Source organism: Cupriavidus sp. F041 (assembly GCF_057814235.1).
The window spans coordinates 500441-527227 of the sequence record NZ_JBVASY010000002.1; the positions used below are offsets into that span (position 1 = coordinate 500441).

The following is a 26787-nucleotide window of genomic DNA, read 5'->3' on the forward strand; positions in this document are numbered from 1 at the left end:
CGGCCCCCGGCGCCCGGTCCCCGGGCGCCGCCGAAGCCTGCGCTTCCGCCTCGCCTCAGTCTGTCTTCTTCGCGTGCCGCAACTCGGCCTCGCGCCGCGGCCTGGCTTCGATGATCTTCCGCCGCCGCTTCTTCTTGAGTTCCTTCCACGCCTTGCATTCCGCGTGCGTGCGCAGGCAGCCCTTGCATGGGCAAGGCTTCCTCGCAGGTGATTTTTTCGAGCGCTGCCGGCCATTCTTGCATATACCTTGCATAGACGTACGGTGTCCCCTTGTTGTAGCGCGCCGCGGGGCCTGGCGCCACGGGCTTGCCGCATGCACATGAGTGGGGCGCAGCAATATGGACGCCGCGCCAGCGTGCCCGCGCAGACCTGCGGCCGGCGTCCTTTCGTGAACGCGCTTGCCATGGGAGATATCGCTTGTTCGGCACCTGGGCATGGATCATCGGCGCGCTACTTGTCGCCATCGGGCTGATCGGCTCGGTGGTGAAGCGCCTGCCCATTTCGTTCTCCGCGCTTTACCTGCTGTTCGGCATGTTGCTGGGCCCGTTCGGCTTCGGCCTGATCCATTTCGACATCACCCGTCGCGAGCATATGGCGGTGCTGGAGATCATTACGGAAATCGCCCTGCTGGTCTCGCTGTTCGCGGTGGGCTTGCGCTTGCGCGCGCATCCGCGCGATCGCATCTGGCGCCTTCCGCTGCGGCTGGCCACGCTGGGCATGCTGCTCACCATTGCCATGCTGGCTGTCATCGGGGTCTGGGCAATGGGGCTGCCGCCCGGCGTGGCATTGCTGCTGGCGGCCATCCTGGCGCCCACCGATCCGGTGCTGGCTTCGGATGTGCAGGTCGACGACACGCAGGACCGTGACCGGACGCGGTTCAGCCTGAGCGGGGAGGGCGGGCTGAACGATGGCGCCGCCTTTCCCTTCGTCATGCTGGCGCTTGGGTTGCCGGGCGCGCACGAACCGGGCGCTGCCTGGCTGCGCTGGCTATGGCTCGACCTGCTGTGGGCCACGCTGGCGGGACTGGCGGTGGGCTGGGGGCTGGGCTGGCTGTGTAGCCGCGTGGTGCTGGCGCTGCGCAAGCGCCTCGGCGGCGCGCTGGGGATGGAGAGCTTCTTCACCATCGGCCTGATCGGGCTGGCTTACGGCGCCGCGCTGGCGGTGCATGGCTACGGCTTCCTGGCGGTGTTCGCCGCCGGCATCGCCATGCGTCATGTCGAGCACGAGGAGAACCAGGACGTCGCGCCCGACGAAGTGCTGGGCGCAATGACGCCTGCCGAACATGAGCGGGCGGCCGTGCACCAGGACAAGGCCGCCGCTTACCTGGCGCATACCGTCAGCGAGTTCTCGCTGGACCTGGAGCGGCTCGCCGAGCTTAGCGTGATGGTGGTGGTGGGCGCCTTGCTTTCCACGCGGCTGCTGCGCGGGGAATACCTGGCCCTGGGGCTCGCGCTGATCCTGGCCGTGCGTCCGCTTGCCGTTGCGATATCCACCATCGGGGTCGCGCTGCAGCCAGCGCAGCGGCGGCTCATTGCCTGGTTCGGCGTGCGCGGCATCGGCTCGGTCTATTACCTCGCCTTTGCCCTGGCGCACGGCGCCGATCCCCGCTACGCGGCCCTGCTGGCCGACGCCACGCTGTGCGTGGTGGTGCTGTCGGTGGCCCTGCATGGTTCATCGGCGACGCCGCTGATGGCCATGTACCGGCGCTGGCGCGGTGCCGCCAAGGCCTGAAGCCGCCGGCTTCGCGGCCACCTCCTGCACGATTGCGCGGTCTGCGCCGTACCCATGCCAGGACGGTTTGCACGCTCGGCAATGACGCCGGTTCCTAAAGCTCTTGTCCCCGGATGCCGATATTTGTTCTGGCCCCGGCATCGTCTGCCGGTGCCGGCAGCCAAAGAACAAAAATCGGAGTTTTCAGTATGACGGGAACCACTTTCCGCCCCCGCGCAGGCTTGCTCGCAGCATGGCTTGCCGCCGCCACGGTCGCCGCCTGCGGCGGCGGTGGCGATGCACCCGCTACCAGCCAGACGGCTGCGCCGGCCAGCAGCGCACCCGTTGTGCCCGTTGTGCCCTCTGTGCCCGCGGTGCCGGTCATGCCGGCCCTCGCTCCGGCATGCAACGGCTGCAGCGCCGCGGACGGCAGCAATTACTCGGGCTCGGGTGTCGGCGTCTGGTCGGCCTCCAATACCACCGGCGCCGCCGCCGATCTGCCGATTTCCATCGGTGGCGTGAGCGGAAAATCGGTGACGCTGCTCTACACCAATGGCGCGGCCGAGCAAGCCATGCCGGCGCTGTCGCTGTCGGTCATCCAGTCCGAACTGGCCAATCTCTCGATCCAGTCGGCCGAGTCGTTGTCGTCCACGCAGGACGAGCGCACGCGGCGCGATATCGCCGAGTTCAATCGCGCCGGCTGGGCGGCACTGGCCGGCGGCAAGCGCGTTGCCAGCCTGTCCGTGATGGCGCCGCCGCCGCCGCGCGCTTCCGTACAAGGCGACACCAAGAGCTGGTATCACACCGACGGCACGCGCCGCCTGGCTACGCTGACCCGGCAACTGCCGGCAGGCGATGGGACGGTCGTCAACATCTGGGTGGAAAACGCCGAAACGTCCAATATCGGCAGCACAATCGTCGACGAACTGCTCAGCAGTTTCATCGGCGCCGGCGGCATCTACGATATGCTGACCCAGGTCGGCGGCCCGCTGTGGGGCGCGCACAGCTACAACAACCTCATTGCCGCTAGTGGCCAGCCGATCGATATCGTCATCCTTAACTTTGACAAGAACGGCAGGCCGGGCGGTACCGTGGGCTATTTCTGGGGACTGCATAACCTGACGGCTGCCTCGGATGCGCGCAGCAACGAATCGCTGTCGCTCTATCTTGACTCCGAGACGCTCCAGCTGGCCGGCGCAGCAGGCATGAAGGCAATGAAGATGACCATGGCGCATGAGGGAATGCATATGCAGAACTTCTATCGCCGCGGTGTCAAGGCCGGCCAGAAGTATGCATTCGATACCTGGCTGGAAGAAATGTCCGCGATGATGATGGAGGACTTCGCCAGCTACAGCATCGATCCCGGCTATAACGCGATCCGTGACGTGCGCTTCCTCGACTACGTGTCGCAAGGCAATGGCAACTTCAACTGCAATCTGCTGCAGTTCACCGGTTTCGGCGCGACCTGCGAGAGCTATTCGGTGTCGGGCAGCTTTGGCGGCTTCCTCGACCGGCAGCTTGGCCTGGCCTTCTACAAGGACTTGCTGAGCCGCACCAGCAGCATGGATTCGAAGACCGTGCTCGACCAGGCCATCAAGGCGGCGCGTCCGGACTCCGGCTTCGACCAGGAACTGTTGCGCTGGGCCGTCACCAGCAACTCGCTGATGCCTGCGGCCTCTTCGCCGGCGCGCTACGGCTACCCGGCCCGCGTCGACGGCGGCTTTACGCTGCCGCTGATCGATCCGGACCTGGCTAAGTACCGCTCGGTGCGCAAGCTGCCCAGCGCGGTCGCCGCCACGCTGCAGCCGTACGGCAGCTTCCCGGTAGTCCGCGGCAATGTGGGCGCGACGTACAGCGAAACGGTGCGCGTGCCGGCTGGCACCACGCTGTCCGTAGTGGTGTACTGATACTGAACGCGCAACGCGCGGACACGCCGGATCCGCTCCGGCGGCCCCCGGGCGGCGGCATCCGCCGCCCGGCCTGCCAAGCCATCGAACCTCATGCACCGAATCCTGATCCTGATTGCCGCACTGTCCGTTGTGCTTGCCGCGTGCGTGCATGCGGTGCCCGCCGGCAGGTCCATTGCGCTGACGGGCACGGTCATGGTCAAGGGCAGCGCGCTGTTCCAGCAGCCTGTGCTGGTTACCGCCGACGGCGAGGCATGGGTTCTCGAAAAATTCCCCGTGGAACAGGCCCAGGCCCTGGGAAGCCAGCGGGTGACCGTAACCGGCGTGGTGCTGCGCGCAAACCAGCCAGGCACCTGGGCGCCGGCCATTCGCGTCGAACATGTGGACGCCGCGCCGGGCGCGCCTTCGCGGTAGGCGGACGCCGGCAAGCTGCGAGATCCTGATGGCGCATATGAAGTCTTTTGACTGACTCGCACAAAGCACGTCTCCCCCGTGCCGGCGCGGCAACGCTATCCTTGCCGCTGTCTTTCCGCGCCTCCCAGCCTCATGCCCTTCGTCGTTACGGATGCCTGCATCCAGTGCCGCTACACCGACTGCGTCGAGGTCTGCCCCATGTCGTGCTTCCACGAAGGGCCGAATTTCCTTGTGATCAATCCCGACGAATGCATCGATTGCTCGATGTGCGTGCCTGAGTGCCCCGTGGGCGCGATTTACTCGGACGAGGATCTGCCAGCCGGCCAGCAGCATTTCCTGGCCCTCAACGCTGAACTCTCGCGCCAGGCTGGCTGGAAGCCGCTGCTCAAGGCCAAGGGCCCGCTGCCCGGGCACGAACAATGGGCCGGACAGGACAACAAGCTGCCCATGCTGCTCAAGGATGCCGCGCAGTCCTAGCCCTGGCGGCGTCCCCCGGCGTCCTCGGGAAAGGCTTCATCCAGCGTCAGTACCGTGCCGGTCAAGCTGCCGTCGTAGCCGGGCAGGGCATCTACTACCTGCCGGAAGCTGCCGCTCCTGAGCGCCGCCACGGCGCCGGCAAGCGCCGGGCTCTGCAGGCGCTCCCGCTCGATCGCAAAGAAATACCGCTCCTTGAGCACCGGCACGAAATCCAGCCCGAAGCGCCGCGCCGCCGTTTCCACGCCGAACCCCGCATCCGCCATGCCACTGCCGATATAGGCAGCCACCGCCGCATGGGTGAACTCGCCATTGCTGTAGCCCTCGATCCGGCTGCTGTCGATCCCGCGTGCTTCCAGGATCAGATCCAGCAACAGCCGTGTGCCGGAACCAGTCTGCCGGTTGACGAAGCGCACATCGGCGCGGCACAGGTCCTGCAGCGTGTTGACCTGCAGCGGATTGCCGGGGCGCACGAAGATGCCTTGCGAGCGCACCGCCAGGTGGATCAGCAGATGCGTCTCCGGGCGGATCCACGTGGCGAAGCGATCCAGCGTCTTTTGCTCGAATTCGCCGATCGGGACATGAAAGCCCGCAATATCGCAAGCGCCCTGCGCAAGTGCCGCTACCGCCTCAAGGCTGCCGCAATACTTCAGGTCGTGGCGAACCTGGTGCGCATCCAGGAAATCGTGCAACGCGGCCACCGCGAATCCATGACTGGCGTGCAGCCGCAGCGTGGGGCCTGACTGGTCGACCAGCTTCTTCAGCTCTATCTCCAGTTCCGACGCCAGGCTTTCCAGCGTGGGGGACAGCCGCGCGGCAATGCGTTTGCTGGCCCATACCAGTTGCTGGGCCAGTGGCGAGAGCGCGGTGCCGCGGCCCCGTGTCTTGGCAATCAGCGCGCCGCCGAACAGCGCCTCCGCATCGCGCAGGATGCCCCAGGCGTAGCGGTAGGACAGCCCGGTTGCCTGCGCCGACTGGCTGATGCTGCCGGTGCTTTCAATCAGGCCCAGCAAGGCCACCAGGCGGGACACGTCGAGTGCCGGGCCGGCGCCTTGCTGGTCGTCGCGAATTTGCAGATGGGGCAGGATCGAGATGCGAATCATATGAGAAAAATAGCATATTGCTCGAACGCGGCCAACTGCCTATAGTCCGCTGAAAGAGGCAGATCAACCGAAAAAAGCCAGCTGAAACAGCAAGGCGACATGGCTAATGCCCGTTTAGACCCCCGAGATATGAAAAAAATAGCATATATAGCGGCATCCGGAAACCGGTTTGCCGCGCCCCGCAGCAGTTCCTGGCCAGACGCGCAAGCCAATGCGCCACACCGTCTGCCCCCGGCCCCGGACTTTGGGTCCATTTTTAGCGCCGGGCAATGCTGCGTCACCAGGAGACCCGATGTCCTCACCAGCTGCTGAAGCCCGGCGCGACCGGATCGCGCACATCGTAGCCACGCGCCGCGACATGCCGGGCGCCTTGTTGCCGATCCTCCACGAGATCCAGGACGCGGTAGGCTATGTGCCCGCCGACGCCCTGCCCGAGATCGCCCGCGCGCTCAACCTGTCGCGCGCCGAGGTACACGGCGTGGTCACCTTCTACCATCACTTCCGCGACAGCAAGCCGGGCCGGCATGTGATCCAGGTCTGCCGTGCCGAGGCGTGCCAGTCGGTCGGCAGCGAGGCGCTTGCCGACCACGCCGAGCGCGTGCTGGGCTGCGGGTTTCATGAAACCACCGCCGATGGCGAGTTCACGCTGGAGCCGGTGTATTGCCTGGGCCAGTGCGCCTGCGGCCCGGCCATGATGGTCGGCGAGCAACTGGTGGGCCGCGTTACGCCGCAGCGTTTCGATGCTTTGGTCAAGGCTTGCGCGGATGCGTCGCAGGATCGGGCAGCGGAGGTGCAGGCATGAGCGTGACCGTCTTCGTTCCCCGGGATTCCAGCGCGCTCGCCATGGGCGCCGACGACGTGGCGCGCGCCATCGCGCGTGAAGCCGCGGCGCGCGGCGCCACCGTGGAGATGGTGCGCAACGGCTCGCGCGGCATGTTCTGGCTGGAACCGCTGGTCGAGGTGCAGACTGCCGCCGGACGCGTGGCCTATGGCCCGGTCACGCCGGACGATGTCGCCGCGTTGTTCGACGCCGGCTTCCTGACGGGCGGGGCGCACGCGCTGGCGCTCGGCCCCACCGGGGAGATCCCTTTCCTCAAGGGGCAGGAGCGCCTGACCTTCGCCCGCATGGGCATTACCGATCCGCTCTCGCTGAATGACTACATCGCGCATGAGGGCTACGCCGGCCTGACCCGCGCGCTGGCGCTGGACGGTGCGCAGATCGTGCGCGAAGTGACCGATTCCGGACTGCGCGGCCGCGGCGGCGCAGCCTTTCCCACCGGCATCAAGTGGCAGACCGTGCTGAACGCGCAGTCGCCCACCAAATACGTGGTTTGCAACGCCGACGAGGGCGATTCGGGCACCTTCTCCGACCGCATGGTGATGGAAGGCGACCCCTTCATGCTGATCGAGGGCATGACCATCGCCGGCCTCGCGGTGGGTGCGCAGCACGGCTATATCTACGTGCGCTCGGAATATCCGCACGCTATTGCCATGCTGGAAGCGGCCATCGGCATCGCCCATGCCGCCGGGTGGCTGGGCGACGATATCGGCGGCAGCGGCCGGCGTTTCCGCCTGGAGGTGCGCAAGGGCGCGGGCGCTTATGTGTGCGGCGAGGAAACGGCGCTGCTGGAGAGCATCGAAGGCAAGCGCGGCGTGGTGCGGGCCAAGCCGCCGCTGCCGGCGATCGAAGGCCTGTTCGGCAAGCCCACCATCATCAACAACGTGATCTCGCTGGCCACCGTGCCGCTGATCCTCGCACGCGGCGCGCAGTTCTACCGCGACTACGGCATGGGCCGCTCGCGCGGCACGCTGCCGTTCCAGATCGCGGGCAATGTGCGGCAGGGCGGGCTGGTGGAGAAGGCCTTCGGCGTGACCCTGCGCGAGCTGCTGGAGGATTACGGCCAGGGTACGCGCAGCGGGCGGGCGATCCGCGCGGTGCAGGTGGGCGGTCCGCTGGGCGCCTACCTGCCGGTTTCGCGGCTGGATACGCCGATGGACTACGAAGCGTTCGCGGCCTTTGGCGCGGTGTTGGGTCACGGCGGCATCGTGGTGTTCGACGACACCGTCGACATGGCGAAGCAGGCGCGCTACGCGATGGAATTTTGCGCCATCGAATCCTGCGGCAAATGCACGCCGTGCCGGATCGGCTCGACGCGCGGCGTCGAAGTGATCGACAAGATCATCGCGGGCGACCAGCCGGTCAGGCACGTAAAGCTGGTGCGCGACCTGTGCGACACCATGCTGGGCGGATCGCTGTGCGCCATGGGCGGCATGACGCCTTACCCGGTGCTGTCGGCGCTCGACGAATTTCCGGAAGACTTTGGCGTGGCCGTGCCAGCCAAGGCTGCCTGAACGCAGCGCTACGGCATACCGAACCGGCGCTGCCTCTGCGCCCTCTGAATCACCAGTACGCGGCCTGCGGCCGCAGCGGGAGTCCGCCTTGAATACACGAAACGAAATCGATTTCGGCACGCCGGCCAGCGATTCGCAACAGCAGGTCACCCTTGAGATCGACGGCGTCGACGTCACCGTGCCTGCCGGCACCTCGCTGATGCGGGCCGCCGTGCAGGCGGGCGTGAACGTGCCCAAGCTGTGCGCCACCGACAGCCTCAAGTCCTTCGGCTCGTGCCGCCTGTGCCTGGTCGAAATCGAAGGCCGGCGCGGTTTCCCGGCCTCGTGCACGACGCCGGCCGAAGCCGGCATGAAGGTGAAGACGCAGACCGACAAGCTGGCCGACCTGCGCCGTGGCGTGATGGAGCTGTATATCTCCGATCACCCGCTCGACTGCCTGACCTGCCCCACCAACGGCAACTGCGAACTGCAGGACATGGCCGGCGTGGTGGGCCTGCGGGAAGTGCGCTACGGCTACGACGGCGCCAACCACCGTGCCGAGTCCAAGGACGAATCCAATCCGTACTTCACCTACGATCCCTCCAAGTGCATCGTGTGCAACCGCTGCGTGCGCGCCTGCGAGGAGACCCAGGGCACCTTCGCGCTCACCATCAGCGGCCGCGGCTTCGACTCGCGCGTGACGGCGGGGCAGGGCGACAGCTTCATGGATTCCGACTGCGTGTCGTGCGGTGCCTGCGTGCAGGCCTGCCCCACCGCCACGCTGGCCGAAACCTCCATCATCCGCATGGGGCAGCCCGAGCACAGCAAGGTCACCACCTGCGCCTACTGCGGCGTGGGCTGCGCCTTCAAGGCGGAGATGAAGGGCAATGAAGTGGTGCGCATGGTGCCGTACAAGAACGGCCAGGCCAACGAGGGCCACTCGTGCGTGAAGGGCCGTTTCGCCTTTGGCTACGCGACCCACAAGGACCGCATCCTGAACCCGATGATCCGCGCCAGGATCACCGACCCGTGGCGCGAAGTGTCGTGGGAAGAGGCGATCAGCCATGCGGCCTCCGAGTTCAAGCGCATCCAGGCCAAGCATGGCCGCGACTCCATCGGCGGCATCGTGTCCTCGCGCTGTACCAACGAGGAGGGCTACCTGGTGCAAAAGCTGGTGCGCGCCGCCTTCGGCAACAACAACGTCGATACCTGCGCGCGGGTTTGCCACTCGCCCACCGGCTACGGCCTCAAGCAGACGCTGGGCGAATCGGCCGGCACGCAGACTTTCCGCTCGGTGGAGAAGGCCGACGTCATCATGGTGATGGGCGCCAACCCCACCGATGGCCATCCGGTGTTTGCCTCGCGCATGAAAAAACGCCTGCGCGCCGGCGCCAGGCTGATCGTGATCGATCCGCGCCGCATCGACCTGGTCGACTCGCCCCACGTGCGCGCCGACTTCCACCTGCAACTGCGCCCGGGCACCAATGTCGCCGTCGTGACCTCGATGGCGCACGTGATCGTAAGCGAAGGCCTGATGGCCGAATCGTTTATCGCCGAGCGTTGCGAGGACCGTGCCTTCCAGCAATGGCGCGACTTCGTCATGCTGCCGGAGAACTCGCCGGAAGCCATGGCCGGGATTACCGGCATCCCCGCCGAACAACTGCGCGGCGCGGCGCGCCTGTATGCCACCGGCGGCAACGCCGCGATCTATTACGGCTTGGGCGTGACCGAACACGCGCAGGGCTCCACTACCGTGATGGGCATCGCCAACCTGGCCATGTGCACCGGCAATATCGGCCGCGAAGGCGTGGGCGTGAATCCGCTGCGCGGCCAGAACAATGTGCAGGGCTCCTGCGATATCGGCTCCTTCCCGCACGAGCTGCCGGGCTACCGCCATGTATCGGACTCCACCACGCGCGGCCTGTTCGAGTCCGCGTGGAACGTGGAGATCAGCCCGGAGCCGGGCCTGCGCATTCCCAACATGTTCGAGGCCGCGCTGTCGGGCAGCTTCATGGGCCTGTACTGCCAGGGCGAGGACATCGTGCAGTCCGACCCGAATACGCAGCACGTGGCAGCCGCGCTGTCGTCGATGGAATGCATTGTGGTGCAGGACATCTTCCTCAACGAGACCGCCAAGTACGCGCACGTGTTCCTGCCGGGCTCGTCCTTCCTGGAAAAGGACGGCACCTTCACCAACGCCGAACGCCGCATCTCGCGCGTGCGCAAGGTGATGCCGCCCAAGGCGCGCTATGCCGACTGGGAAGCCACCGTGCTGCTGTCCAACGCGCTGGGCTATCCGATGGACTACAAGCATCCGTCCGAGATCATGGACGAGATCGCGCGGCTGACCCCCACCTTCAGTGGCGTCAGCTACCAGCGCCTGGAGGAACTCGGCAGCATCCAGTGGCCGTGCAACGACGCTGCGCCCGAGGGCACGCCCACCATGCATATCGACGCATTCGTGCGCGGCAAGGGCAAGTTCATCATCACGCGCTACGTGCCCACCGCCGAGCGGGTGAATCGCAAGTTCCCGCTGATCCTCACCACGGGCCGCATCCTGTCGCAGTACAACGTGGGCGCGCAGACGCGGCGCACCGACAACGTGATGTGGCACGACGAGGACCGGCTGGAGATCCATCCGCACGACGCCGAGGAACGCGGCATCAAGGACGGGGACTGGGTTGGCGTGCAAAGCCGCGCGGGCGAAACGGTGCTGCGTGCCATCGTGAGCGAGCGCATGCAGCCGGGCGTGGTCTATACCACCTTCCACTTCCCCGAGTCCGGCGCCAACGTGATCACCACCGACAACTCGGACTGGGCCACAAACTGCCCCGAGTACAAGGTCACCGCGGTGCAGGTGCTGCCGGTGGCGCAGCCGTCCGAATGGCAGCGGCAGTACCGTGACTTCCACGAGCAGCAGATGCAGTTGCTGCAGGCGGCCAGCGCCGAGGCGGGTTCGGCATGACGGCCTGCGAACTCGCCATGGCCAGGCCCGATGCGGTGGCGCCTTTCACCGATGCCGAGCCGCCTACTCACAGCACCTTCGCCGTCAATCGCTGCCGCCTGGGCGAGCTGGCGCTGGAGGACGACGAGATCGCCGAGGAGGTGCCGGTCGCGCTCGAGTACAACGGTATCTCGCATGCGGTCATGCTGGCCTCGCCGGCCGATCTCGAAGACTTCGCGTTGGGCTTCAGCCTGAGCGAAGGGCTGGTGGCCAGCCCGCGCGACGTTTATGAGATTGAGACTGAGGTCCGTCCCGAGGGTATCGCGGTGCAGTTGCGCATTGCGGCGGAAGCCTTCGCCGCGCTCAAGGATCGGCGCCGCGCGATGGCGGGCCGCACCGGCTGCGGGCTGTGCGGCACGGAATCGCTGCGGGAAGTCATGCGCGCGCCGGCGCCGGTCAGCAGCAGCGCGAGCTTCAGCGACGCGGTGCTGTACGCCGCGTTCGGGCAGTTGCAGACGCGCCAGGAACTGCTGCGCCATACCGGCTCCACGCACGCCGCCGCCTGGCTGCGCGCTGACGGCCAGGTAGCATTGGTCCGCGAAGACGTGGGCCGCCACAACGCGCTTGATAAACTGATCGGCGCGCTCGCACGCACCGGCGAGGACCGCTCGCGCGGCGCCGTGCTGGTCACCAGCCGCGCCAGCTACGAAATGGTGCTGAAGACCGCCAGTGCCGGCGTTGGCGTGCTGGCCGCCGTCTCAGGCCCGACCGCGCTGGCGGTGCGCCTGGCGCTCGATGCCGGCGTCACGCTGGCCGGCTTTGTGCGCGCCGGCCGCCACGTGGTCTACTCTCACCCCCAACGTTTGCACAGCAGGACGGAACAGGCATGAACTCCGACAACCTTGTCAAGATGGCGAACCAGATCGGCACCTTCTTCGAGGCCATGCCGGACCGCGAGGAGGCGGTGGCGGATATCGCCAGCCATATCAAGCGCTTCTGGGAGCCGCGTATGCGGCGCGCGTTGCTGGCGCGGATGGACAGTGGTGAAGACGCGGGATTGGACGAAATTGTTTTGCTGGCGGTGACGCGGCATCGGGGGGTGTTGGAGTGATGGGGGAGGTTGTTGGGGGGTGGTCGCTGTTTCTGTGATCGGCGATGGCATCTTGGACCCCAAAGCCATACGACATCGCCCTGCTGGGTTGGTCGCTGTTTGTTTGAGCGGTGGGTGCAACAACCATCGCCGCTCAAACAAACAGCGACCAATCCCACGCGAGCAGAGCAATAGGGCTCCCGGATATCGGGGGGTTCGTCGCACGCCCAGAGCGCATGCGCGCTTCCGCTGGTATCGGTTTGACCAGCCACGAACCAGCCCCAACCCAAAACACCAATCCATCACCTACTTCAACCTCAACGGCTCCAACAACGCCGCATCATATTCCCCTCTCCCAATTCTCCCCAACTCCATCATCCGCAACAAGATATAAGCCTGCCGCTGCCGCGCCCGCCGGGGATTCACCACCGGATTATTCGCCGAAGGCGCCTTGGGCAACCCGGCCAGCATCGCGCATTCAGCCAGCGTCAGCTTCGCCACCGGCTTGCCAAAGTAGGTCTCGGCCGCTTCGGCAAAACCATAAGCTCCCTGCCCAAGGTACACCTTGTTCATATAGACCTCGAGGATCTCGTCCTTGCTCAAGGCATGCTCGATGCGATAGGCCAGCAGCACCTCATACAGCTTGCGCGTGTAGGTCTTCTCCCGCGAGAGAAAGAAATTGCGCGCCACCTGCATGGTGATCGTGGAAGCGCCCTGCGAGAGTTCATCCGACAAATTGGCCACGCCGGCGCGTATCACGCCGACATAGTCGATGCCGTCATGCAGGTAGAAACGCTCGTCCTCGATGGCCACCACCGCCTGCGGGAGCTTGGGCGGTATCTCGCCGATGGGCACGTAGCCTGGCGACTGGCGGAAAGCGGTGAGCGCGTCCAGCGTGGGCAGCTGGCGCTGAGCGACGAGTACGGCGAGCGTGCCGAGCAGGGCTGTGCCTAGTGTCAGCAGCAGCACCAGCTTGAGAAAATTCGACCAGAGACGTTCCATGGGCAGTATTGTGCCAGCACCGGCCCGGCACCAGCCCGGTGCCGGAATCAGCCCGCCGGCGGCGTCACGCCCAGTTCCTTCGCCAGCGTCTCCAGGTTGCGCCAGATCGCCGGGTTGACCTCCAGGTGCGTGGTGGTGAGCGCCCGGTTGGCGGCTTCGAACTCGCCGGGATATTGCACGCCGCCGAAGCCGGGAGCGGGTGGCGTGTCGTGCAGGTAATTGACGAACGCCTCCACCTCGGCGCTCTGCCAGCTCAGCCCCAGGTCCAGTTCCGGATTCATCAGCAACGCGAACATATTGTTGGTGGCCACGCCGCCGCGCGGGTTTTCCGGCTGGATGGTGCCGCCGCCGGAGAGTACGCCAGCGAGCAGTTCGGCCACCACGCCCAGCGCATAGCCCTTGTGCCCGCCGAAGGGCAGCAGCGCGCCCGGATGCTCGCCGAACATGGTGGAGGCATCGGTGGTGGGGTTGCCGTCGGCATCGATGATGCTGTTCTCCGGCGCCGGCTCGCCCTTCTCCGCCAGCACGCGCGCCTTGTTGATGGCGATCGCGCTGGTGGCGATATCCACTACCAGCGGCGGGCGGCCGTTGGGCATGGGCCCGGCGAAGCACAGCGGGTTGGTGGTCAGCCGCGCCGCGCGGCCGCCATAGGGAGCCACCGCCGGCGCGCGGTTGATCACGTTGGTGAAGCTCAGCAGCACGAAGCGTTCCTTCGCCACCATCTCGCCGAAGTGGCCCATGCGGCCGAGATGGTGCGAGCGGCGCAGCGTGACGATGCAGTGGCCGTGCTGGCGCACCCGTTCGATCGCGGTCTCGATGACGGTCTTGCCCACGTGCTGGCCGAAGCCGCCGTTGCCGTCGAACACCAGCAGGCTGCCGCGGTCGAGCACGCATTCGGCGCGGCCGGCGGGGTTGACGTTGCCGCCGGCGAGCGAGCGCCGGTAGTTGGGCAGGATCGACAGGCCGTGGCTGGTATAGCCGCAGCGGTCGGCTTCGACCAGGTGTTCGGCCACGTCGTCGGCGATATCGGCCGGCACGCCTTGCGCTGCCAGCAGGTCGCGGGCGAGCTGTAGGGCGGATTGCAGTGTGATTTTCGTCATGCGTTCTGTCTCTTCAGATCCAGCCCAGCCAGCGCCAGTAGGTGGCGGCGAACAGCAGCATCATGGCGTAGCCGATCAGCGTGACGGGAATGCCGACCCTGGCGAACTGCTTGCCGTTGAAGGTGTCCGTGCCCAGGCACACCATGTTCTGCGGCGCGTTGATCGGAAGGATAAAGCCGAAGCTCACGGTGAAGCCGAGCAGCATCGTCAGCCCGATCTTGTTGATATCGCCCGGCAGCGTCTGCAGCACCGAGATCAGGATCGGCAGCAGGGCTGCGGTGAGCGCGGTGGCGCTGGCAAAGCCCAGGTGGATCAGGATCAGGAAGGCCGCAAGGATCGCGAACACCAGGATCGGCCCCTGCGTGGCGAGCCCGGAGTGCGTCACCACGAATTTGCCCAGCCACTGGCCGGCCTGCGTGGTGAGCAGCGCGGTGCCCAGGCTGATGCCCACGCCGAACACGATCAGCGTGCCCCACGGCGTGCGCTGCTGCATGGTCTTCCAGTCCATCACGCCGATGCGCGGCATCATCAGGATCACCAGACCGACGAAGGTGACGGTGGCGGTGTCGAACTGATGCAGCTTGCCTTCCGTGGCCCAGAACAGGAGCAGCCCGATGGACACCGCGGCGAGCCGCTTCTGCGGGCCGGTCATCGGGCCCAGCCCGGCTAGTTCCTTTTGCACGGCCTCCTTGCCGCCGGGGATGGCCTCGGTTTCGGCAGGCAGCAGGAAGCGCACCAGGAAATACAGCACCACCGACATCGCGACGGCCCACGGCGCGCCGGCGATCAGCCATTGCAGCCAGGTGATGCGCTCGCCCAGCAGCTTGTCCATGAAGCCGACCGTCAGCAGGTTCTGCGCGGCGGCGGTCTGGATGCCGACGTTCCAGATGCTGGTGGCCATGGCCACCGTGATCATGATGCCGGCGGCGATGTTCGATTTCTTGTCGACCCCGAAGGCCGCGATGATGCCCATCATGATCGGCACCACGCAGGCGCTGCGCGCGGTGGCGCTCGGCACCACCAGCGACAGCAGGATGGTCACCGCGATGCTGCCGATCAGGATGCGCCGGGTGCTGGTGCCGATGGCCGACAGCGTCACCAGCGCGATGCGCCGGTCAAGCCCGGTCACGGTCATGGCCGCCGAGATGAACAGCGCGGCGGCAACCAGCGCCAGCGCCGTATTGGAGAAGCCGGCCAGCGCCATGCCGAGGGCGCGCGATGTGCCATATTGCGTTGACGGGTCCGTCACCGTGGGCGCGAAGCCGATCAGCGCGGCCATCAGCGACGTGATCATGATGGCGCTGGCTTCATAGGAGACTGCTTCGGTGATCCACACCACGATGGCGAAGGCGAGGATGGCCAGCATGCGATGGCCCGCCACCGGCAGGTCCGCGGGCAGCGGCAGGGCAAGGATGCCGATCAGCACCACGGCGGCGGCGTAGAGCCCCCATGGTGTCTGCTTCTTCGGCGTGGCTTGCGGTGTGGCAGGCACGCCGGGCGCGGAGGGGACGGTCTGGGTCGGAGTGCGCGAGTCTGTCATCGCTTTCCCTTGGTTTGTCTTGTTGATCGTTGGCTCAACACGGGATGGCGGACGTCACGCGCGGGCAAGAATGCTAGCCGGTGACTGGCTTGATGGCGGCGTCGTTCGTTCGGTCTTCCGTGAAGACTGGCGGATGCGCAGGCCGGCTTTTGACCGGGCTGCAGCGTTCGACATGGGGAAATTATCGTGCCGGCCAACAGCGTATGTCGAGGCCGGATCACGGCGCGCATGATCAGGATCAAGGAGAGAGCTCGCGCCGGGAAATTACCGTGTGCCGTGGGGTCCTACTTTCAGATCGTTGCAGTGCAAGGGCGGGCAGGCGCAACGCCCGCCTGCGCGGTGATCTGAAAAATATGGAGCACATGATGAAGGTTTTAGTGAGAGGGCTACGTGCCGGAGTCGACGCAGCCAGGCTGCGTGAAGCGCTGGCCGCTTACGTGAGCGTCAAGGACGTCGAGCTGATCTGTGAGGGCGATGGCTCACATCCCTGGGCCTGGGTCGACCTGGACCTGGACGATGTGGACCCGATGAGCGTGTGGAAACTGGTGGCAATGCTCGATCGCCGTTATATTGCTGGCTGCCATACGCGCTGGCATGTGCCGGCCTATCGTGCGCGATGAGACGCGCGCAACCCAACCACAGGGCAGGGAAACAATGCAGGGATTGTTCGCGTGGCGCCGCCACGCCATCATGGCCGGCGCGCCATCACTAGGTGCCGGCGTGCCCGGCACCGCACCGCTGGTGCTGGAAAACGTTGTCAATATCCGCGATCTCGGCGGCCTTCCCACGCGGGACGGCCACCGCGTGCGCGCCGGCAAGCTGTTTCGCAGCGGCAACCCGGGCCTGGCCAGCGCCGCCGACATGGAGCGGCTGCGCGCCTTGCAACTGGACGCGGTGATCGATTTCCGTTCGCCCGGAGAAAAATCGGCCGCGGAAAGCCCCTTCGGCCAGGCCTTCCGCTGGGTGGCCACGCCGGTGCTGGAAGGCAGCATGTCGATGGCCGAACTGATGCCGCGCCTGCGCGAAGGCAGCGCGGCACAGACGGAGGCCTTCATGCTGGAAGTCTACGGTGATTTCCCGCGCAAGTACCAGGCTGCCTTCGGCGGCTTCCTGAAGCTCGCGGAGCAGGGCGGCAACCTGCTGTACCACTGCACCGCGGGCAAGGACCGCACCGGCTTTGCCTCGCTGTTGCTGCTGGCGGGCCTGGGCGTGGAGCGCGACACCATCATGGCCAACTACCTGGAGTCGAATCACCGGAACCAGGGCTTCAACCAGAAGATGAGCGCCGGCGCGGCGCAGTTCGGCGTCGATCCCGCGGTGATGTGGCCGTTGCTGGAGGTGAAGGCGTCTTACCTGGACGCGTCCATGCAGGCCATCGAGCAGGACTATGGCGGCATGGACGCGTACTTGGGCGAAGTGCTCAACGTGGATGCGGAGCGTTTGCGGCAGGCTTACCTGGTGCGGGCGTAGCGCATTCCCGGCGCGGAGGCGCTACGTCCCCGCGCCTTGCTCCTTCATGATCCGCGCGGTATTCAGCGCGATCATGCCCTCCTCGTCGGTGGGCAGCACCAGCACCGGCACACGGCTGTGATCGCGGCTGATGCGCTGCCGGTTCTCCCCGTTCGCGCCGGCGTCCAGGCCGATGCCGAACAGGTCCGCCAGCCGCGCGCAGATCTTCTCGCGCACCGGCGGTGAGTTCGCGCCGATGCCGGCAGTGAACACCAGCGCGTCGAGGCCGCCCAGCGTGGTGGCGAGCTTGCCGATCTCCTGCGCCGCGCGGTACGCATAGAAATCGATGGCCAGGCGCGCGCGCGGCGTGTCGCTGTCCAGCAGTGCGCGCATATCGCTGCTGACGCCCGACAAGCCCTTGAGCCCCGATTCCTGGTACAGCATGGTCTCGATGTCCTTGGTGCTCATGCCTTGCTGCGACAGCCACAGGATGGCGCCGGCATCGATGGCGCCGCAGCGCGTGCCCATCGGCAGGCCGTCGAGCGCGGTCAGGCCCATGGTGGATTCCACGCTGCGCCCCTCGCGCATGGCGCACAGGCTGGCGCCATTGCCCAGGTGCGCCACGATCACGCGGCCGGCGGCCAGGTCGGGCGCTATCTGCTGCAGGCGGCGCGCGATGTATTCGTAGGACAGGCCATGGAAGCCGTAGCGGCGGATGCCGCGCTCGAAGTATTCGTAGGGCAGCGCCAGCAGTTGCGCCAGCGTATCGTGCCCGGCGTGGAAGGCGGTGTCGAAGCAGGCCACCTGCAGCAGCGACGGCGCGGCGGCGCGCACCGCGCGGATCGCCGTCAGGTTGTGCGGCTGATGCAGCGGCGCCAGCGGCACCAGCGCTTCCAGCTTGCCGATCACTTCGTCATCGATCTTCACCGCCGCGGAAAAATCCGCGCCGCCATGCACCACCCGATGGCCGATCGCTACCGGCGGCGCGTCGCGCAGGCCGATGCTGAGCACCAGCCGGATCAGGCGGAAGGCAGCGTCGTGATCGGCGACCTGGTCCACCGGGAAGCGTTCGTCGGCCACCATGCGGCCGTCCGCCATCTTCGCGGTCAGGCGGGGCGAGACGCCGATGCCTTCGATCTGCCCGTGCGCGCTGAGCACCGGGTTGATGTCGGTGTTGGCGTGCGCCGCCTCGGGTACTGCATAGACGGAGACCTTGACGCTCGACGAGCCGGCGTTGACGACCAGGATGGTGGGGTGGGTGACACTCACGCGGGCATCTCCTGTGCAAAGGAATGGTTGGACGCTCAGATCGCCGTGGGCATCCCGACGGTGCGGCGCGCATGCGCCAGCAGCACGGCAATCGCGCAACTGGCGATGCGCGCGCGCACGGTGTCGGCGCGGCTGGTGAGGATGATCGGCACGCGCGCGCCCAGCACGATGCCGGCCGCCTCGGCGCCGGCCAGGAAGGTGAGCTGCTTGGCCAGCATATTGCCGGCTTCGAGATCGGGCACCAGAAGGATGTCGGGGTCGCCCGCCACCTCGGAGACGATGCCCTTGGTGGTGGCGGCTTCGCGGCTGATGGCATTGTCGAAGGCCAGCGGGCCATCGAGGATGCCGCCTTCGATCTGGCCGCGCCGGCTCATCATGCACAGCGCGGCGGCGTCGATGGTGGAGGGGATCTTGTCGGTCACGGTTTCCACCGCCGACAGGATCGCCACCTTGGGCCGCTCGATGTCCAGCACGCGCAGCAGGTCGATCGCGTTGCGGCAGATATCGGCCTTGTCGTTGAGGGTGGGAAAGATATTGACTGCGGCGTCGGTGATGAACAGCGGCTTGTGATAGGTCGGCACGTCCATCGCAAACACATGCGAGAGGCGGCGGCCGGTACGCAGCCCCGTTGCCGCGGCGGTGACTTCCTGCAGCAGTTCGTCGGTGTGCAGGCTGCCCTTCATCAGCAGTTCCGCCTCGCCGGCGCGTATTGCCGCGACGGCGCGCGCGGCGGCGGCGTGGCTGTGTGGTGCGTCGATCAGCACGGCGTTGCCAAGGTCCAGCGCGTTAGCGTCAGCTACCTGGCGGATGCGGGCCTGGGGCCCGACCAGCAGCGGCACGATCAGGCCGAGGCGCGCGGCCTCCAGCGCGCCGCCGAGCGACGAGGCGTCGCAGGGATGCGCCACCGCGGTGGGAATGGCTGGCAGGTCTTGGCAGCGGGACAGCAGGACGGCGTACTTGTCGAGAGTCTGGGTCATCGGCTTTCCAGTGCGTCGGGTTGCGGTGCGGCGGCGCGGCGGACATGCTGCGCCGCGCAAAAACAAAGCCAAGTATAGGCCATGTTTCCGGCAGCACGGTGACAGCTGCGCCGCGGCTTGTGTTGGGTCATGGCATTGCGGATCCGCCCATGCAGCGGGTTGTCAAGCGGGTTGAGGACTGGTAGATTGCGTCGTGCTGCAGGGCAGCAATTCCATGCCGCTGCGTGGAAATGCCCGCCTCCAACGCCACACCGTAGAGGGGAAGCCGAGTGAACGCACGTGTACCCGCCACCCAATCCGGCACCGCTGCCGCCAGTCAGTTGCCGTCCGCCAGCGACATGCCGCCGCTGTTGTCCGATGCGTTTTCCTACACGCTAGATGCCTGGCAGCGCGCCATCCTGTTGCTCGATATCCTGCGCGAGCGCGGCAACCAGACCTTCGAGCACGAACGCGAAGGCATGCCGCCGGTGCTGGTCTTCGAGCACGAGGTGGTGATCGACGGGCGCACGCTGGAGCAGCCCGCCAACTACGCCTTGCTGCGCATCCTGCCGCCCCCGGGCATGGCCACCGACGACACCAAGCGGCCCTTCGTGGTGATCGACCCGCGCGCCGGACATGGTCCCGGCATCGGCGGCTTCAAGATCGACAGCGAGATCGGCATCGCGCTGCGCAGCGGCCATCCCTGCTACTTTGTCACCTTCTTCCCCGTGCCTTGCCCCGGCCAGACCATCGAATGCGTGGCGCGCGCGGAGGCGGTGTTCCTGCTCACCGTGGCCGAGCGCCACCCGCAAGCGCAGGGCAAGCCGTTCGTGATCGGCAACTGCCAGGGCGGCTGGGCACTGATGATGCTCGCGGCCGCCGCGCCCGACCTGGTCGGGCCGATCCTGCTGGCGGGGTCGCCGCTGGCCTACTGGTCCGGCGTGCGCGGGCGCAACCCGATGCGCTACAGCGGCGGCCTGCTGGGCGGCTCCTGGCTGTCGTCCTTTACCGCCGATCTGGGCAACGGCCGTTTCGACGGGGCATGGCTGGTACAGAATTTCGAGCAGCTCAATCCGTCCAACACCTACTGGAAAAAGCTCTATGACGTCTACGCGCGGGTCGATACCGAGCGCGAGCGCTTCCTGGAGTTCGAGCGCTGGTGGGGCGGCCACTTCCTGCTCAACCGCGCCGAGATCGACTGGATCGTGCAGAACCTGTTCGTCGGCAATCATCTCACCGCCGGCGAGGTGCGCAGCGCGGACGGCAGCGTCGCGGTGGACCTGCGCAATGTGCGCTCGCCCATCGTGGTCTTTGCCTCCTGGGGAGACAACATCACGCCGCCGCAGCAGGCGCTGAACTGGATTCCCGATCTCTATGCCAGCGTCGACGAGGTCGTCGCCAACGACCAGGTCATCGTCTACTGCCTGCACGAGAAGGTTGGGCATCTCGGCATCTTTGTCTCGGCCGGCGTGGCCAACCGCGAGCACACGGAGTTGTTCTCCGCGCTCGACCTGATCGATGTGCTGCCGCCCGGCCTGTACGAAGCGCGCATCGAGGACATCGCGCCCGGCACCTCGCACCTGGATCTGATCGAAGGGCGCTACCTGATGCGCTTCGAGCGCCGTACCATCGACGATATCCTGGCGCTGGACGATGGGCGCGACGACGAGCGCCCCTTCGAGGTGGTGCGGCGCGTGGCCGAGATCAACCAGCGCCTTTACGACACGTTCGCCTCGCCGGCGGTGCAGGCCATGTCCAACGAACTGGGCGCATACGCCATGCGGCAGATGCATCCGGCCCGTCTCGAGCGCTCGCTGGCGTCGGACGCGAATCCGTGGATGGCGTGGCTCGCCGCCTTCGCCCCGGCGGTGCGCGAGGCTCGGCAGCCGGTGGCGCCGGACAATCCCTTCGTCACGCTGGAGCGCGCGGTCTCCGACACCATCGTGCGCACGCTCGACGCCTGGCGCGACCAGCGCGATGCCCTTTACGAGCAAACCTTCGAAGCGCTCTACCAATCGCCGTGGCTGTCCGCGCTGGTCGGCTTCTCGCCGGGCGCCGAAAAGCGCGGCCCGCCGCCACTGAGCGCGGCGCTGCGACAGGAACTGGCCGCGCGGCGCATCCATGAGGCGGAAGCCGGGATTGAGCAGGGCACTGCGCTGGACGCCTTCATGCGCATCCTGGCCTATGTGGCGGACGAAAACGCCAGTATCGAGGAGCGCCCGTTCAACCTCATGCGGCAGATGGCGCGCGAGCACCTGCAGCAGCAACCTGACATTGCCACGGTCAAGGCCGCGGTCAGGCGGCAGAGCTTTATCGTCGGCCTCGATGCCGGGCGCGCGGTGGCCGCGTTGCCGCTCCTGGTGCCGGACAGCACGCAGCGCCATCGCATCATGATGGCGATCCACCGCATCCTTACCATAGCCGGACCGCTCGATGGCGGCCGCCTGGCACGCTATCGCGAGGTGGCGGGCGTGATGGGCACCGACCATACGCTGCGGCAGGCGGCGGCGGAGGCCGCGCCCGCCGTGGTTCCCGTGGCGCCCGTTGTTCCGGTTTCGCCGGCTTTGCCGCTTGCGCCGGAGGATCCGCCAGCAGTTGCGGCCCCCCGCGCGGTGCGCAAGCCGGCATCGCCCGAAGCCGCGGCACGCACGCGCAAGGCAAGCGCCGGCCCGGCCGGCGCCGCCAGGCAGGCAAGAACCGTCAAGGCCTTGCCGCGGCGCGGCGGCAAAAAGGGAAGTTAAGCCAGCGCCAGCGGCGCGCATTGAACTGAGAGCGAGGGACATCATGGTGCAAGTACCCAATCCTCCATTGCTGGGCGCGCGCGTGCTGGTGGTCGGCGTGGCCAATGCCGAGTCCATCGCGTGGGGCTGCGCGCGGGCTTTTCGCGAACTCGGCGCCGAACTGGCGATCACCTATCTCAACGACAAGGCCTATCCGCATGTGGCGCCGCTTGCCGAAGCGGTGGGCGCGACGATCCTGATGCCGCTCGACGTGGAGGTCGCCGCGCAGGAGCAGGCACTGTTCGAGCGCATCGCGCAGCAATGGGGCCGGCTTGACGCAATGGTGCACTCGATCGCCTTCGCACCCAAGGCCGACCTGCGGGGCGGATTGCTGAACTCGTCCGCAGACGGCTTCGCGCGCGCCATGGATGTGTCCTGCCATTCCTTCGTGCGGCTGGCCCGGCGCGCGGTGCCGCTGATGAGCGCGGGCGGCAGCCTGTTCGCGATGAGCTACGAGGGCGCCAACCGGGTGGTGCCCAACTACAACCTGATGGGGCCGGTCAAGGCAGCGCTCGAGGCTTCGTGCCGCTACCTGGCGCACGAACTGGGTCCGGGCGGCATTCGCGTGCACGCCATCTCGCCGGGGCCGCTCAAGACCCGCGCGGCATCCGGCCTCAAGGATTTCGAGCAATTGCTGGCGGACGCCGCGGGCCGGGCCCCGGTGGGCGAGTTGGTCGACATCATGGATGTGGGCTTTGCCACCGCCTACCTCGCCACGCCCTACGCGCGGCGGATTTCCGGCAACACGGTCTACGTCGACGGCGGCATGCACATCATGGGCTGAGGCGCCGGGCCGGACCAATTGCCCATGGGCTGGCCACGACCCGCCACGGGCCGCCTACAATGAGCTAAACAACGGAGGCCTGTGCCGCCCGCCACGTGCGCGCTGCCTCATATCGGGAGCCAGACATGAAGGTACTCATCCGGGGCCTACACCGCGATGTGACCGAACAGATGCTGCGCGACAAGCTGGCACCCTACGCGCCGGTCAAGTCCGTGGAGCTGGTGCGCGAGGGCGATCCGGAACATCCGTGGGCCTGGGTCAACCTGGATGTCGATCCCTTTACCGCGTGGCGCCTGCTGCGCCAACTCGATCGCCAGTATTTTGCCGGCAGCATGATGCGCTGGTACATCCCCGCCCACCAGGGCTGACGCAGAACGCCGCCTGGCGCCGCCCGCGGGCCTTTGCATTAAGATAAGCGGCTTCTGCCACTCTGCTGCGCTCCTACAGGGTAGCGCCCTCCCGCATGCTCGAACTCGACGGCGCGATCTGGTTCCGCTCAGGCTCCCAGGACTGGGGTGGCCGCGAACGTATCGCCCTGCTGGCCGCGATCGGCGAGCATGGCTCGATCACGGCGGCGGCCAAGGCGGTCGGCCTGAGCTACAAGGCCGCCTGGGACGCCATCGACGCGATGAACAACAGCGCCGGCGAGCCGCTGGTGGTGCGCGCCGCCGGTGGCAAGGGCGGTGGCGGCACGGTGCTCACGGAGCGCGCCGCCAGCCTGATCCGCACCTACCGCGCGCTGGAGCAGGAGCACCAGCGCTTTATCGCCCACCTTGGCCACCTCGGCGAGACCGCGCAGGATGACCTGCACCTGATGCGGCGCTTCATGGTCAGGACGAGTGCCCGCAACAAGCTGTTCGGCACCGTCGCGGCGATCCGCGGCGGTGCCGTCAACGACGAGGTCACGCTGGCGCTCGCGGGCGGCCAGCAGGTGGTTGCCACCATCACCCATGAGAGCGTGGAAACGCTGGGCCTCGCGCCCGGCATCGAAGCCTTTGCCCTGATCAAGGCTTCATCGGTCCTGCTCGGGCTGCCCGACCCCACGCTGCGGCTGTCGGCGCGCAACCAGCTGCCGGGCACGGTGAGCCGGGTGCTGCCTGGCGCCGTCAATGCCGAGGTGGCGCTTGAACTGGACGGCGGCGGCACCGTGGTGGCCGTCGTCACCAACGAGAGCGTTGGCGCGCTGGGGCTGGCCGATGGCAGCCGCGCGCTTGCCATCTTCAAGGCGTCGAGCGTGATTCTCGGCATCATGGGCTGAGCCCTGCGCGCCTCAGGCGGGATCCAGCGGCTTGCCCAGCAGTACCGTGGTGAAGCCGCTGTGCCAGCTTTCGTCGGGGTAGAATTCCACCTCGGCATAGCCGTGGCGCTGGTAGAAGGCGCGGCTCCCCACGTTGAAGGTATCCGTCTCGAGCCTGGCCTGCCGATGACCTGCCGCTGCCATCGCGGCTTCCGCGTGCGCCAGCAGCGCGCTGCCCAGTCCGCGTGCCTGCCAGCGTGGCGACACGTGCAGCGCCCAGACGAAGTCGTTCTCCCAGTCCACCATGCCGGCCACCGTGCCGTCCACGCAGGCGAGGTGGAACTCTTCCAGCCGGCTGCGGACATAATCGCCGATCTTGTCGCCCTGGGCGAAGCGCATTGTCGCCTCGGGCGTGAGCTGCGGCTTCCACGTGGTGAGATAGGTTTCGGTGAGGATGGTGGCGACGGCCTGGGCATCGGACGGGCCGGCGCGCCGGATCTGCGGGCTTGAGTATGGTGTGTGCATGCCCGCAAGGATAGCCGGACCGCCGCGTGAAGACCACGGGCAGGCAGCCAACACAAGAAAACCAGAAACATCAAAAGCACAATAAACAAACCAACGATGCACAGGAATCTGCACGAAGCAAACCGGTTGTCGTGGAATGCCTCCTCGGTAGCCCACAACAGCCACAAGGGCGCCCAGGCGGCCTTCTTCCGCGCTGGCGGATGCACGCAGTTTCCGGAGGAACTGGCGCAGCTGATGTCCGGCCTGGTGGCCGCAGCGAGGGGTTGAGCATGGACGCCGCCATCGCGGGCTTTAGCCTCGGCCTGTCGCTGATCCTTGCCATCGGCTCGCAGAATGCCTTCGTGCTGCGCCAGGGCCTGCGCCGCGAGCATGTGTTCTGGGTTTGCCTGGTGTGCGCCATGTCGGATGCCGCGCTGATCCTGATGGGCGTATCGGGGTTTTCGGTGCTGATGCGCAAGCTGCCCTGGCTGGGCGACGCCATGCGCTACGGCGGCGCGGCTTTCCTGCTGTGGTACGGCGCGCGCAGCTTCTGGACGGCGTGGCGTACGTCCGGCGTACTCGCGCCCAGCGATGCCGAGCCCAGGCCGCTGGCCGCCACGCTGGCGGTATGCCTGGCGCTGACCTGGCTCAACCCCCATGTCTACCTCGACACGGTGATGCTGATCGGTTCTGTATCGACCCAGTTCGCGGGCCACACGCAAGCCTTCGCGGCGGGCGCCGTGGTGGCCTCCTTCATCTTCTTCTTCGCGCTCGGCTATGGCGCGGCCTTGCTCCGGCCGGTGTTCGCCAAGCCATCCGCATGGTGCGTGCTGGAGATTGTCATCGGCATTACCATGTGGGTGATTGCCGCCAGGCTGCTGTTGTCCTGAGCGGCATACAGCCTCTACACCGGAAATACCGCATGCCGAGAAACATAGAGATCAAAGCGCATATCGCCAGCGTGGACGCGCTGGTGCCCCTGGTGGCGCCGCTGGCCGACCATGGCCCCGAGCTGATCTTGCAGGACGACACCTTCTTTGCCTGTCCCAACGGCCGGCTCAAGCTGCGTGCCTTCCCGTCCGGCGAGGGCCAGCTGATCTTCTACGCGCGTGCCGACCAGGCCGGGCCCAAGGAGAGCCACTACATCATTTCGCCGGCCGGCGAGCCCGACACCCTGCGCGCGGCGCTGGCCGCGGCCTGGGGCGAGCAAGGGCGCGTGCGCAAGGCCCGCACCTTGTTCCTGGTGGGCCGCACGCGGGTGCATCTGGACCGCGTGGAGGGGCTGGGGGATTTTCTCGAACTGGAAGTGGTGCTGGCGGACGGGGAACCCGCCGAAGCCGGCGTGGCCGAGGCGCATGCGCTGCTGGGCAAGCTGGGCGTCGCGCAAGGGCAATTGATCGAGACGGCCTACGTGGATCTGCTGCGCACGGCCGCCGCGGGGAACTAGCCGGGCGCGCCGGCGCGTTCAGACGACGTGCGCGGAAGCCGGCGCGTACACCTGCGGATGCCCCTTGACCGGGGCGGCACCGAAGATCCGGCCTTCGCGCACTTCCAGCACGTGGTCGCCGAGCGCTTCCACGTCGTCGGGGTCGTGCGAGATCACCAGCATCGGTACTTCCAGGCTCGCCTGCAGCGCGCGCAGCTCGGCGCGCATGCGCACGCGCAGCGCCGGGTCCAGCGCGGAGAAGGGTTCATCGAGCAGCACGATATCCGGCTGCGCCACCAGCGCGCGCGCCAGCGCGGCACGCTGCTTCTGGCCGCCGGAGATTTCGCCGGGGTAGTTGCCCGTAATCGCGCCCAGGCCGAAGGCGTCGATCCAGCGCCGGGCTTCCGGATGGCTGGCACCGCGGCGCGGGTTGCGCCAGCCGCGCGCCAGCCCGAAGGCGATGTTCTGCGCGACAGTCAGATGCGGGAACAGGGCGTAGTCCTGGAACAGATAGGCCACGCGCCGCTCCTGCGGGCGCACATTGATGCGTGCCTCGCTGTCGAACAGCGTGCGGCCGTTCAGTACGATGCGGCCGCTGTCCGGTGTCAGCAACCCGGCGATGGCCCGCAGCGTCAGGCTCTTGCCGGCGCCCGAGGGCCCGAACAGGGCAATGCGCCGGCTGTCCGAGTCGAACGCGATATCCAGCGCGAAATGGCGGTCCGCTGAACCGAGCTGCTTGCGTACGGTGACTTGCATGGTCATGGCGG

At 67.0% G+C, this 26787-nt stretch carries 26 protein-coding genes and 1 pseudogene; 18 read left to right on the forward strand and 9 right to left on the reverse strand.

Annotation, left to right across the window (positions count from 1 at the left end; translation table 11 throughout):
• Positions 1 to 55: 55 nt before the first annotated feature.
• Positions 56 to 436, reverse strand: a complete 381-nt coding sequence (locus tag ACZY0R_RS19375; protein ID WP_488860438.1) for a DUF1289 domain-containing protein — start codon at positions 434 to 436, stop codon at positions 56 to 58.
• On the opposite strand from ACZY0R_RS19375, the gene ACZY0R_RS19380 reads away from it, so the two are divergent.
• From ACZY0R_RS19380 to fdxA, 4 genes are all read left to right on the forward strand, one after another.
• Positions 418 to 1731 (forward strand): cation:proton antiporter, encoded by a 1314-nt coding sequence (locus ACZY0R_RS19380; protein WP_488860440.1) that lies wholly within the window; start codon positions 418 to 420, stop codon positions 1729 to 1731. The genes ACZY0R_RS19375 and ACZY0R_RS19380 overlap by 19 nt on opposite strands.
• A 188-nt stretch (positions 1732 to 1919) precedes the next feature.
• On the forward strand, positions 1920 to 3617 hold the full coding sequence (locus tag ACZY0R_RS19385; protein ID WP_488860442.1) for a M30 family zinc metallopeptidase: 1698 nt from the start codon (positions 1920 to 1922) through the stop codon (positions 3615 to 3617).
• A 93-nt stretch (positions 3618 to 3710) separates the two neighbouring features.
• Positions 3711 to 4031, forward strand: a complete 321-nt coding sequence (locus ACZY0R_RS19390) for a hypothetical protein (RefSeq protein ID WP_488860444.1) — start codon at positions 3711 to 3713, stop codon at positions 4029 to 4031.
• A 132-nt stretch (positions 4032 to 4163) separates the two neighbouring features.
• A complete protein-coding gene (gene fdxA, locus ACZY0R_RS19395; RefSeq protein WP_488860446.1) occupies positions 4164 to 4508 on the forward strand; it encodes a ferredoxin FdxA in 345 nt (114 codons plus the stop codon).
• Here fdxA and ACZY0R_RS19400 read toward each other — a convergent pair.
• Positions 4505 to 5608 carry a substrate-binding domain-containing protein gene (locus ACZY0R_RS19400; RefSeq protein WP_488860448.1) on the reverse strand — a complete coding sequence of 368 codons (1104 nt, stop codon included), beginning with the start codon at positions 5606 to 5608 and terminating at the stop codon, positions 4505 to 4507. The two genes, fdxA and ACZY0R_RS19400, sit on opposite strands and share 4 nt — an antisense overlap.
• Before the next feature lie 292 nt (positions 5609 to 5900).
• On the opposite strand from ACZY0R_RS19400, the gene ACZY0R_RS19405 reads away from it, so the two are divergent.
• The 5 genes from ACZY0R_RS19405 to ACZY0R_RS19425 all read left to right on the forward strand — a co-directional run bounded on the left by ACZY0R_RS19405 (position 5901) and on the right by ACZY0R_RS19425 (position 11994).
• Positions 5901 to 6410, forward strand: a complete 510-nt coding sequence (locus tag ACZY0R_RS19405; protein WP_488860450.1) for a formate dehydrogenase subunit gamma — start codon at positions 5901 to 5903, stop codon at positions 6408 to 6410.
• The gene (locus ACZY0R_RS19410; RefSeq protein WP_488860452.1) at positions 6407 to 7960 is read left to right on the forward strand and encodes a formate dehydrogenase beta subunit; all 1554 of its coding nucleotides are present in this window, start codon (positions 6407 to 6409) and stop codon (positions 7958 to 7960) included. The genes ACZY0R_RS19405 and ACZY0R_RS19410 overlap by 4 nt, the downstream gene beginning before the upstream one ends.
• An 88-nt stretch (positions 7961 to 8048) precedes the next feature.
• Entirely contained in the window at positions 8049 to 10904 is a 2856-nt protein-coding gene (gene fdhF, locus ACZY0R_RS19415; RefSeq protein WP_488860454.1) for a formate dehydrogenase subunit alpha, read from the forward strand.
• A complete protein-coding gene (gene fdhD / locus ACZY0R_RS19420; protein ID WP_488860456.1) occupies positions 10901 to 11773 on the forward strand; it encodes a formate dehydrogenase accessory sulfurtransferase FdhD in 873 nt (290 codons plus the stop codon). Before fdhF ends, fdhD begins: the two co-directional genes overlap by 4 nt.
• Positions 11770 to 11994, forward strand: coding sequence for a formate dehydrogenase subunit delta (locus ACZY0R_RS19425; RefSeq protein ID WP_441626536.1), 225 nt, complete (start codon positions 11770 to 11772; stop codon positions 11992 to 11994). The genes fdhD and ACZY0R_RS19425 overlap by 4 nt, the downstream gene beginning before the upstream one ends.
• Positions 11995 to 12279: 285 nt before the next feature.
• On the opposite strand, the gene ACZY0R_RS19430 is transcribed toward ACZY0R_RS19425, so the two are convergent.
• Genes ACZY0R_RS19430 through ACZY0R_RS19440 form a run of 3 tightly spaced genes read right to left on the reverse strand, consistent with a single transcriptional unit; the run spans position 12280 to position 15615 of the window.
• Positions 12280 to 12975, reverse strand: a complete 696-nt coding sequence (locus tag ACZY0R_RS19430) for a transglycosylase domain-containing protein (protein ID WP_488860458.1) — start codon at positions 12973 to 12975, stop codon at positions 12280 to 12282.
• Positions 12976 to 13022: 47 nt separating this feature from the next.
• Positions 13023 to 14075, reverse strand: a complete 1053-nt coding sequence (locus ACZY0R_RS19435) for an Ldh family oxidoreductase (RefSeq protein ID WP_488860460.1) — start codon at positions 14073 to 14075, stop codon at positions 13023 to 13025.
• Positions 14076 to 14088: 13 nt separating this feature from the next.
• Positions 14089 to 15615: a DASS family sodium-coupled anion symporter gene (locus tag ACZY0R_RS19440; RefSeq protein WP_035869618.1), complete on the reverse strand. Its 1527-nt coding sequence runs from the start codon at positions 15613 to 15615 to the stop codon at positions 14089 to 14091.
• A 365-nt stretch (positions 15616 to 15980) separates the two neighbouring features.
• On the opposite strand from ACZY0R_RS19440, the gene ACZY0R_RS19445 reads away from it, so the two are divergent.
• Together ACZY0R_RS19445 and ACZY0R_RS19450 are read left to right on the forward strand one after the other, a co-directional pair.
• The gene (locus ACZY0R_RS19445) at positions 15981 to 16235 is read left to right on the forward strand and encodes a hypothetical protein (RefSeq protein WP_035869670.1); all 255 of its coding nucleotides are present in this window, start codon (positions 15981 to 15983) and stop codon (positions 16233 to 16235) included.
• 34 nt (positions 16236 to 16269) lie between these two features.
• A complete protein-coding gene (locus ACZY0R_RS19450) occupies positions 16270 to 17085 on the forward strand; it encodes a tyrosine-protein phosphatase (protein WP_488860463.1) in 816 nt (271 codons plus the stop codon).
• A gap of 21 nt (positions 17086 to 17106) precedes the next feature.
• Here the strand turns inward: ACZY0R_RS19450 and ACZY0R_RS19455 are convergent, their stop codons facing one another.
• The gene (locus tag ACZY0R_RS19455; protein ID WP_488860465.1) at positions 17107 to 18333 is read right to left on the reverse strand and encodes an acetate/propionate family kinase; all 1227 of its coding nucleotides are present in this window, start codon (positions 18331 to 18333) and stop codon (positions 17107 to 17109) included.
• A 35-nt stretch (positions 18334 to 18368) separates the two neighbouring features.
• Positions 18369 to 19370, reverse strand: coding sequence for a phosphate acetyltransferase (locus ACZY0R_RS19460; RefSeq protein ID WP_488866054.1), 1002 nt, complete (start codon positions 19368 to 19370; stop codon positions 18369 to 18371).
• Between the two features lie 209 nt (positions 19371 to 19579).
• Between ACZY0R_RS19460 and ACZY0R_RS19465 the strand changes: the two genes are divergently transcribed.
• The 4 genes from ACZY0R_RS19465 to ACZY0R_RS19480 all read left to right on the forward strand — a co-directional run bounded on the left by ACZY0R_RS19465 (position 19580) and on the right by ACZY0R_RS19480 (position 24111).
• Positions 19580 to 22030 carry a DUF3141 domain-containing protein gene (locus tag ACZY0R_RS19465; RefSeq protein WP_488860467.1) on the forward strand — a complete coding sequence of 817 codons (2451 nt, stop codon included), beginning with the start codon at positions 19580 to 19582 and terminating at the stop codon, positions 22028 to 22030.
• A 43-nt stretch (positions 22031 to 22073) separates the two neighbouring features.
• The gene (gene fabI, locus ACZY0R_RS19470; RefSeq protein WP_488860469.1) at positions 22074 to 22853 is read left to right on the forward strand and encodes an enoyl-ACP reductase FabI; all 780 of its coding nucleotides are present in this window, start codon (positions 22074 to 22076) and stop codon (positions 22851 to 22853) included.
• 125 nt (positions 22854 to 22978) lie between these two features.
• Positions 22979 to 23221 carry an RNA recognition motif domain-containing protein gene (locus tag ACZY0R_RS19475; protein WP_035869636.1) on the forward strand — a complete coding sequence of 81 codons (243 nt, stop codon included), beginning with the start codon at positions 22979 to 22981 and terminating at the stop codon, positions 23219 to 23221.
• 95 nt (positions 23222 to 23316) lie between these two features.
• Entirely contained in the window at positions 23317 to 24111 is a 795-nt protein-coding gene (locus ACZY0R_RS19480; RefSeq protein WP_488860471.1) for a TOBE domain-containing protein, read from the forward strand.
• 12 nt (positions 24112 to 24123) lie between these two features.
• Here ACZY0R_RS19480 and ACZY0R_RS19485 read toward each other — a convergent pair whose 3' ends face one another.
• Positions 24124 to 24615: a GNAT family N-acetyltransferase gene (locus tag ACZY0R_RS19485; RefSeq protein WP_488860473.1), complete on the reverse strand. Its 492-nt coding sequence runs from the start codon at positions 24613 to 24615 to the stop codon at positions 24124 to 24126.
• Positions 24616 to 24711: 96 nt separating this feature from the next.
• Between ACZY0R_RS19485 and ACZY0R_RS19490 the strand changes: the two are divergent.
• The 3 genes and pseudogenes from ACZY0R_RS19490 to ACZY0R_RS19500 form a co-directional block, all read left to right on the forward strand.
• Positions 24712 to 24837 (forward strand): annotated as a pseudogene (locus tag ACZY0R_RS19490) (SAM-dependent methyltransferase); the annotation flags it as partial.
• A gap of 47 nt (positions 24838 to 24884) precedes the next feature.
• Positions 24885 to 25484, forward strand: a complete 600-nt coding sequence (locus tag ACZY0R_RS19495) for a LysE/ArgO family amino acid transporter (protein WP_488860475.1) — start codon at positions 24885 to 24887, stop codon at positions 25482 to 25484.
• A gap of 32 nt (positions 25485 to 25516) precedes the next feature.
• Positions 25517 to 26041, forward strand: coding sequence for a class IV adenylate cyclase (locus tag ACZY0R_RS19500; protein WP_488860477.1), 525 nt, complete (start codon positions 25517 to 25519; stop codon positions 26039 to 26041).
• A gap of 18 nt (positions 26042 to 26059) precedes the next feature.
• Here the strand turns inward: ACZY0R_RS19500 and ACZY0R_RS19505 are convergent, their stop codons facing one another.
• Positions 26060 to 26782: an ATP-binding cassette domain-containing protein gene (locus tag ACZY0R_RS19505; RefSeq protein ID WP_045236692.1), complete on the reverse strand. Its 723-nt coding sequence runs from the start codon at positions 26780 to 26782 to the stop codon at positions 26060 to 26062.
• Positions 26783 to 26787 lie beyond the last annotated feature (5 nt).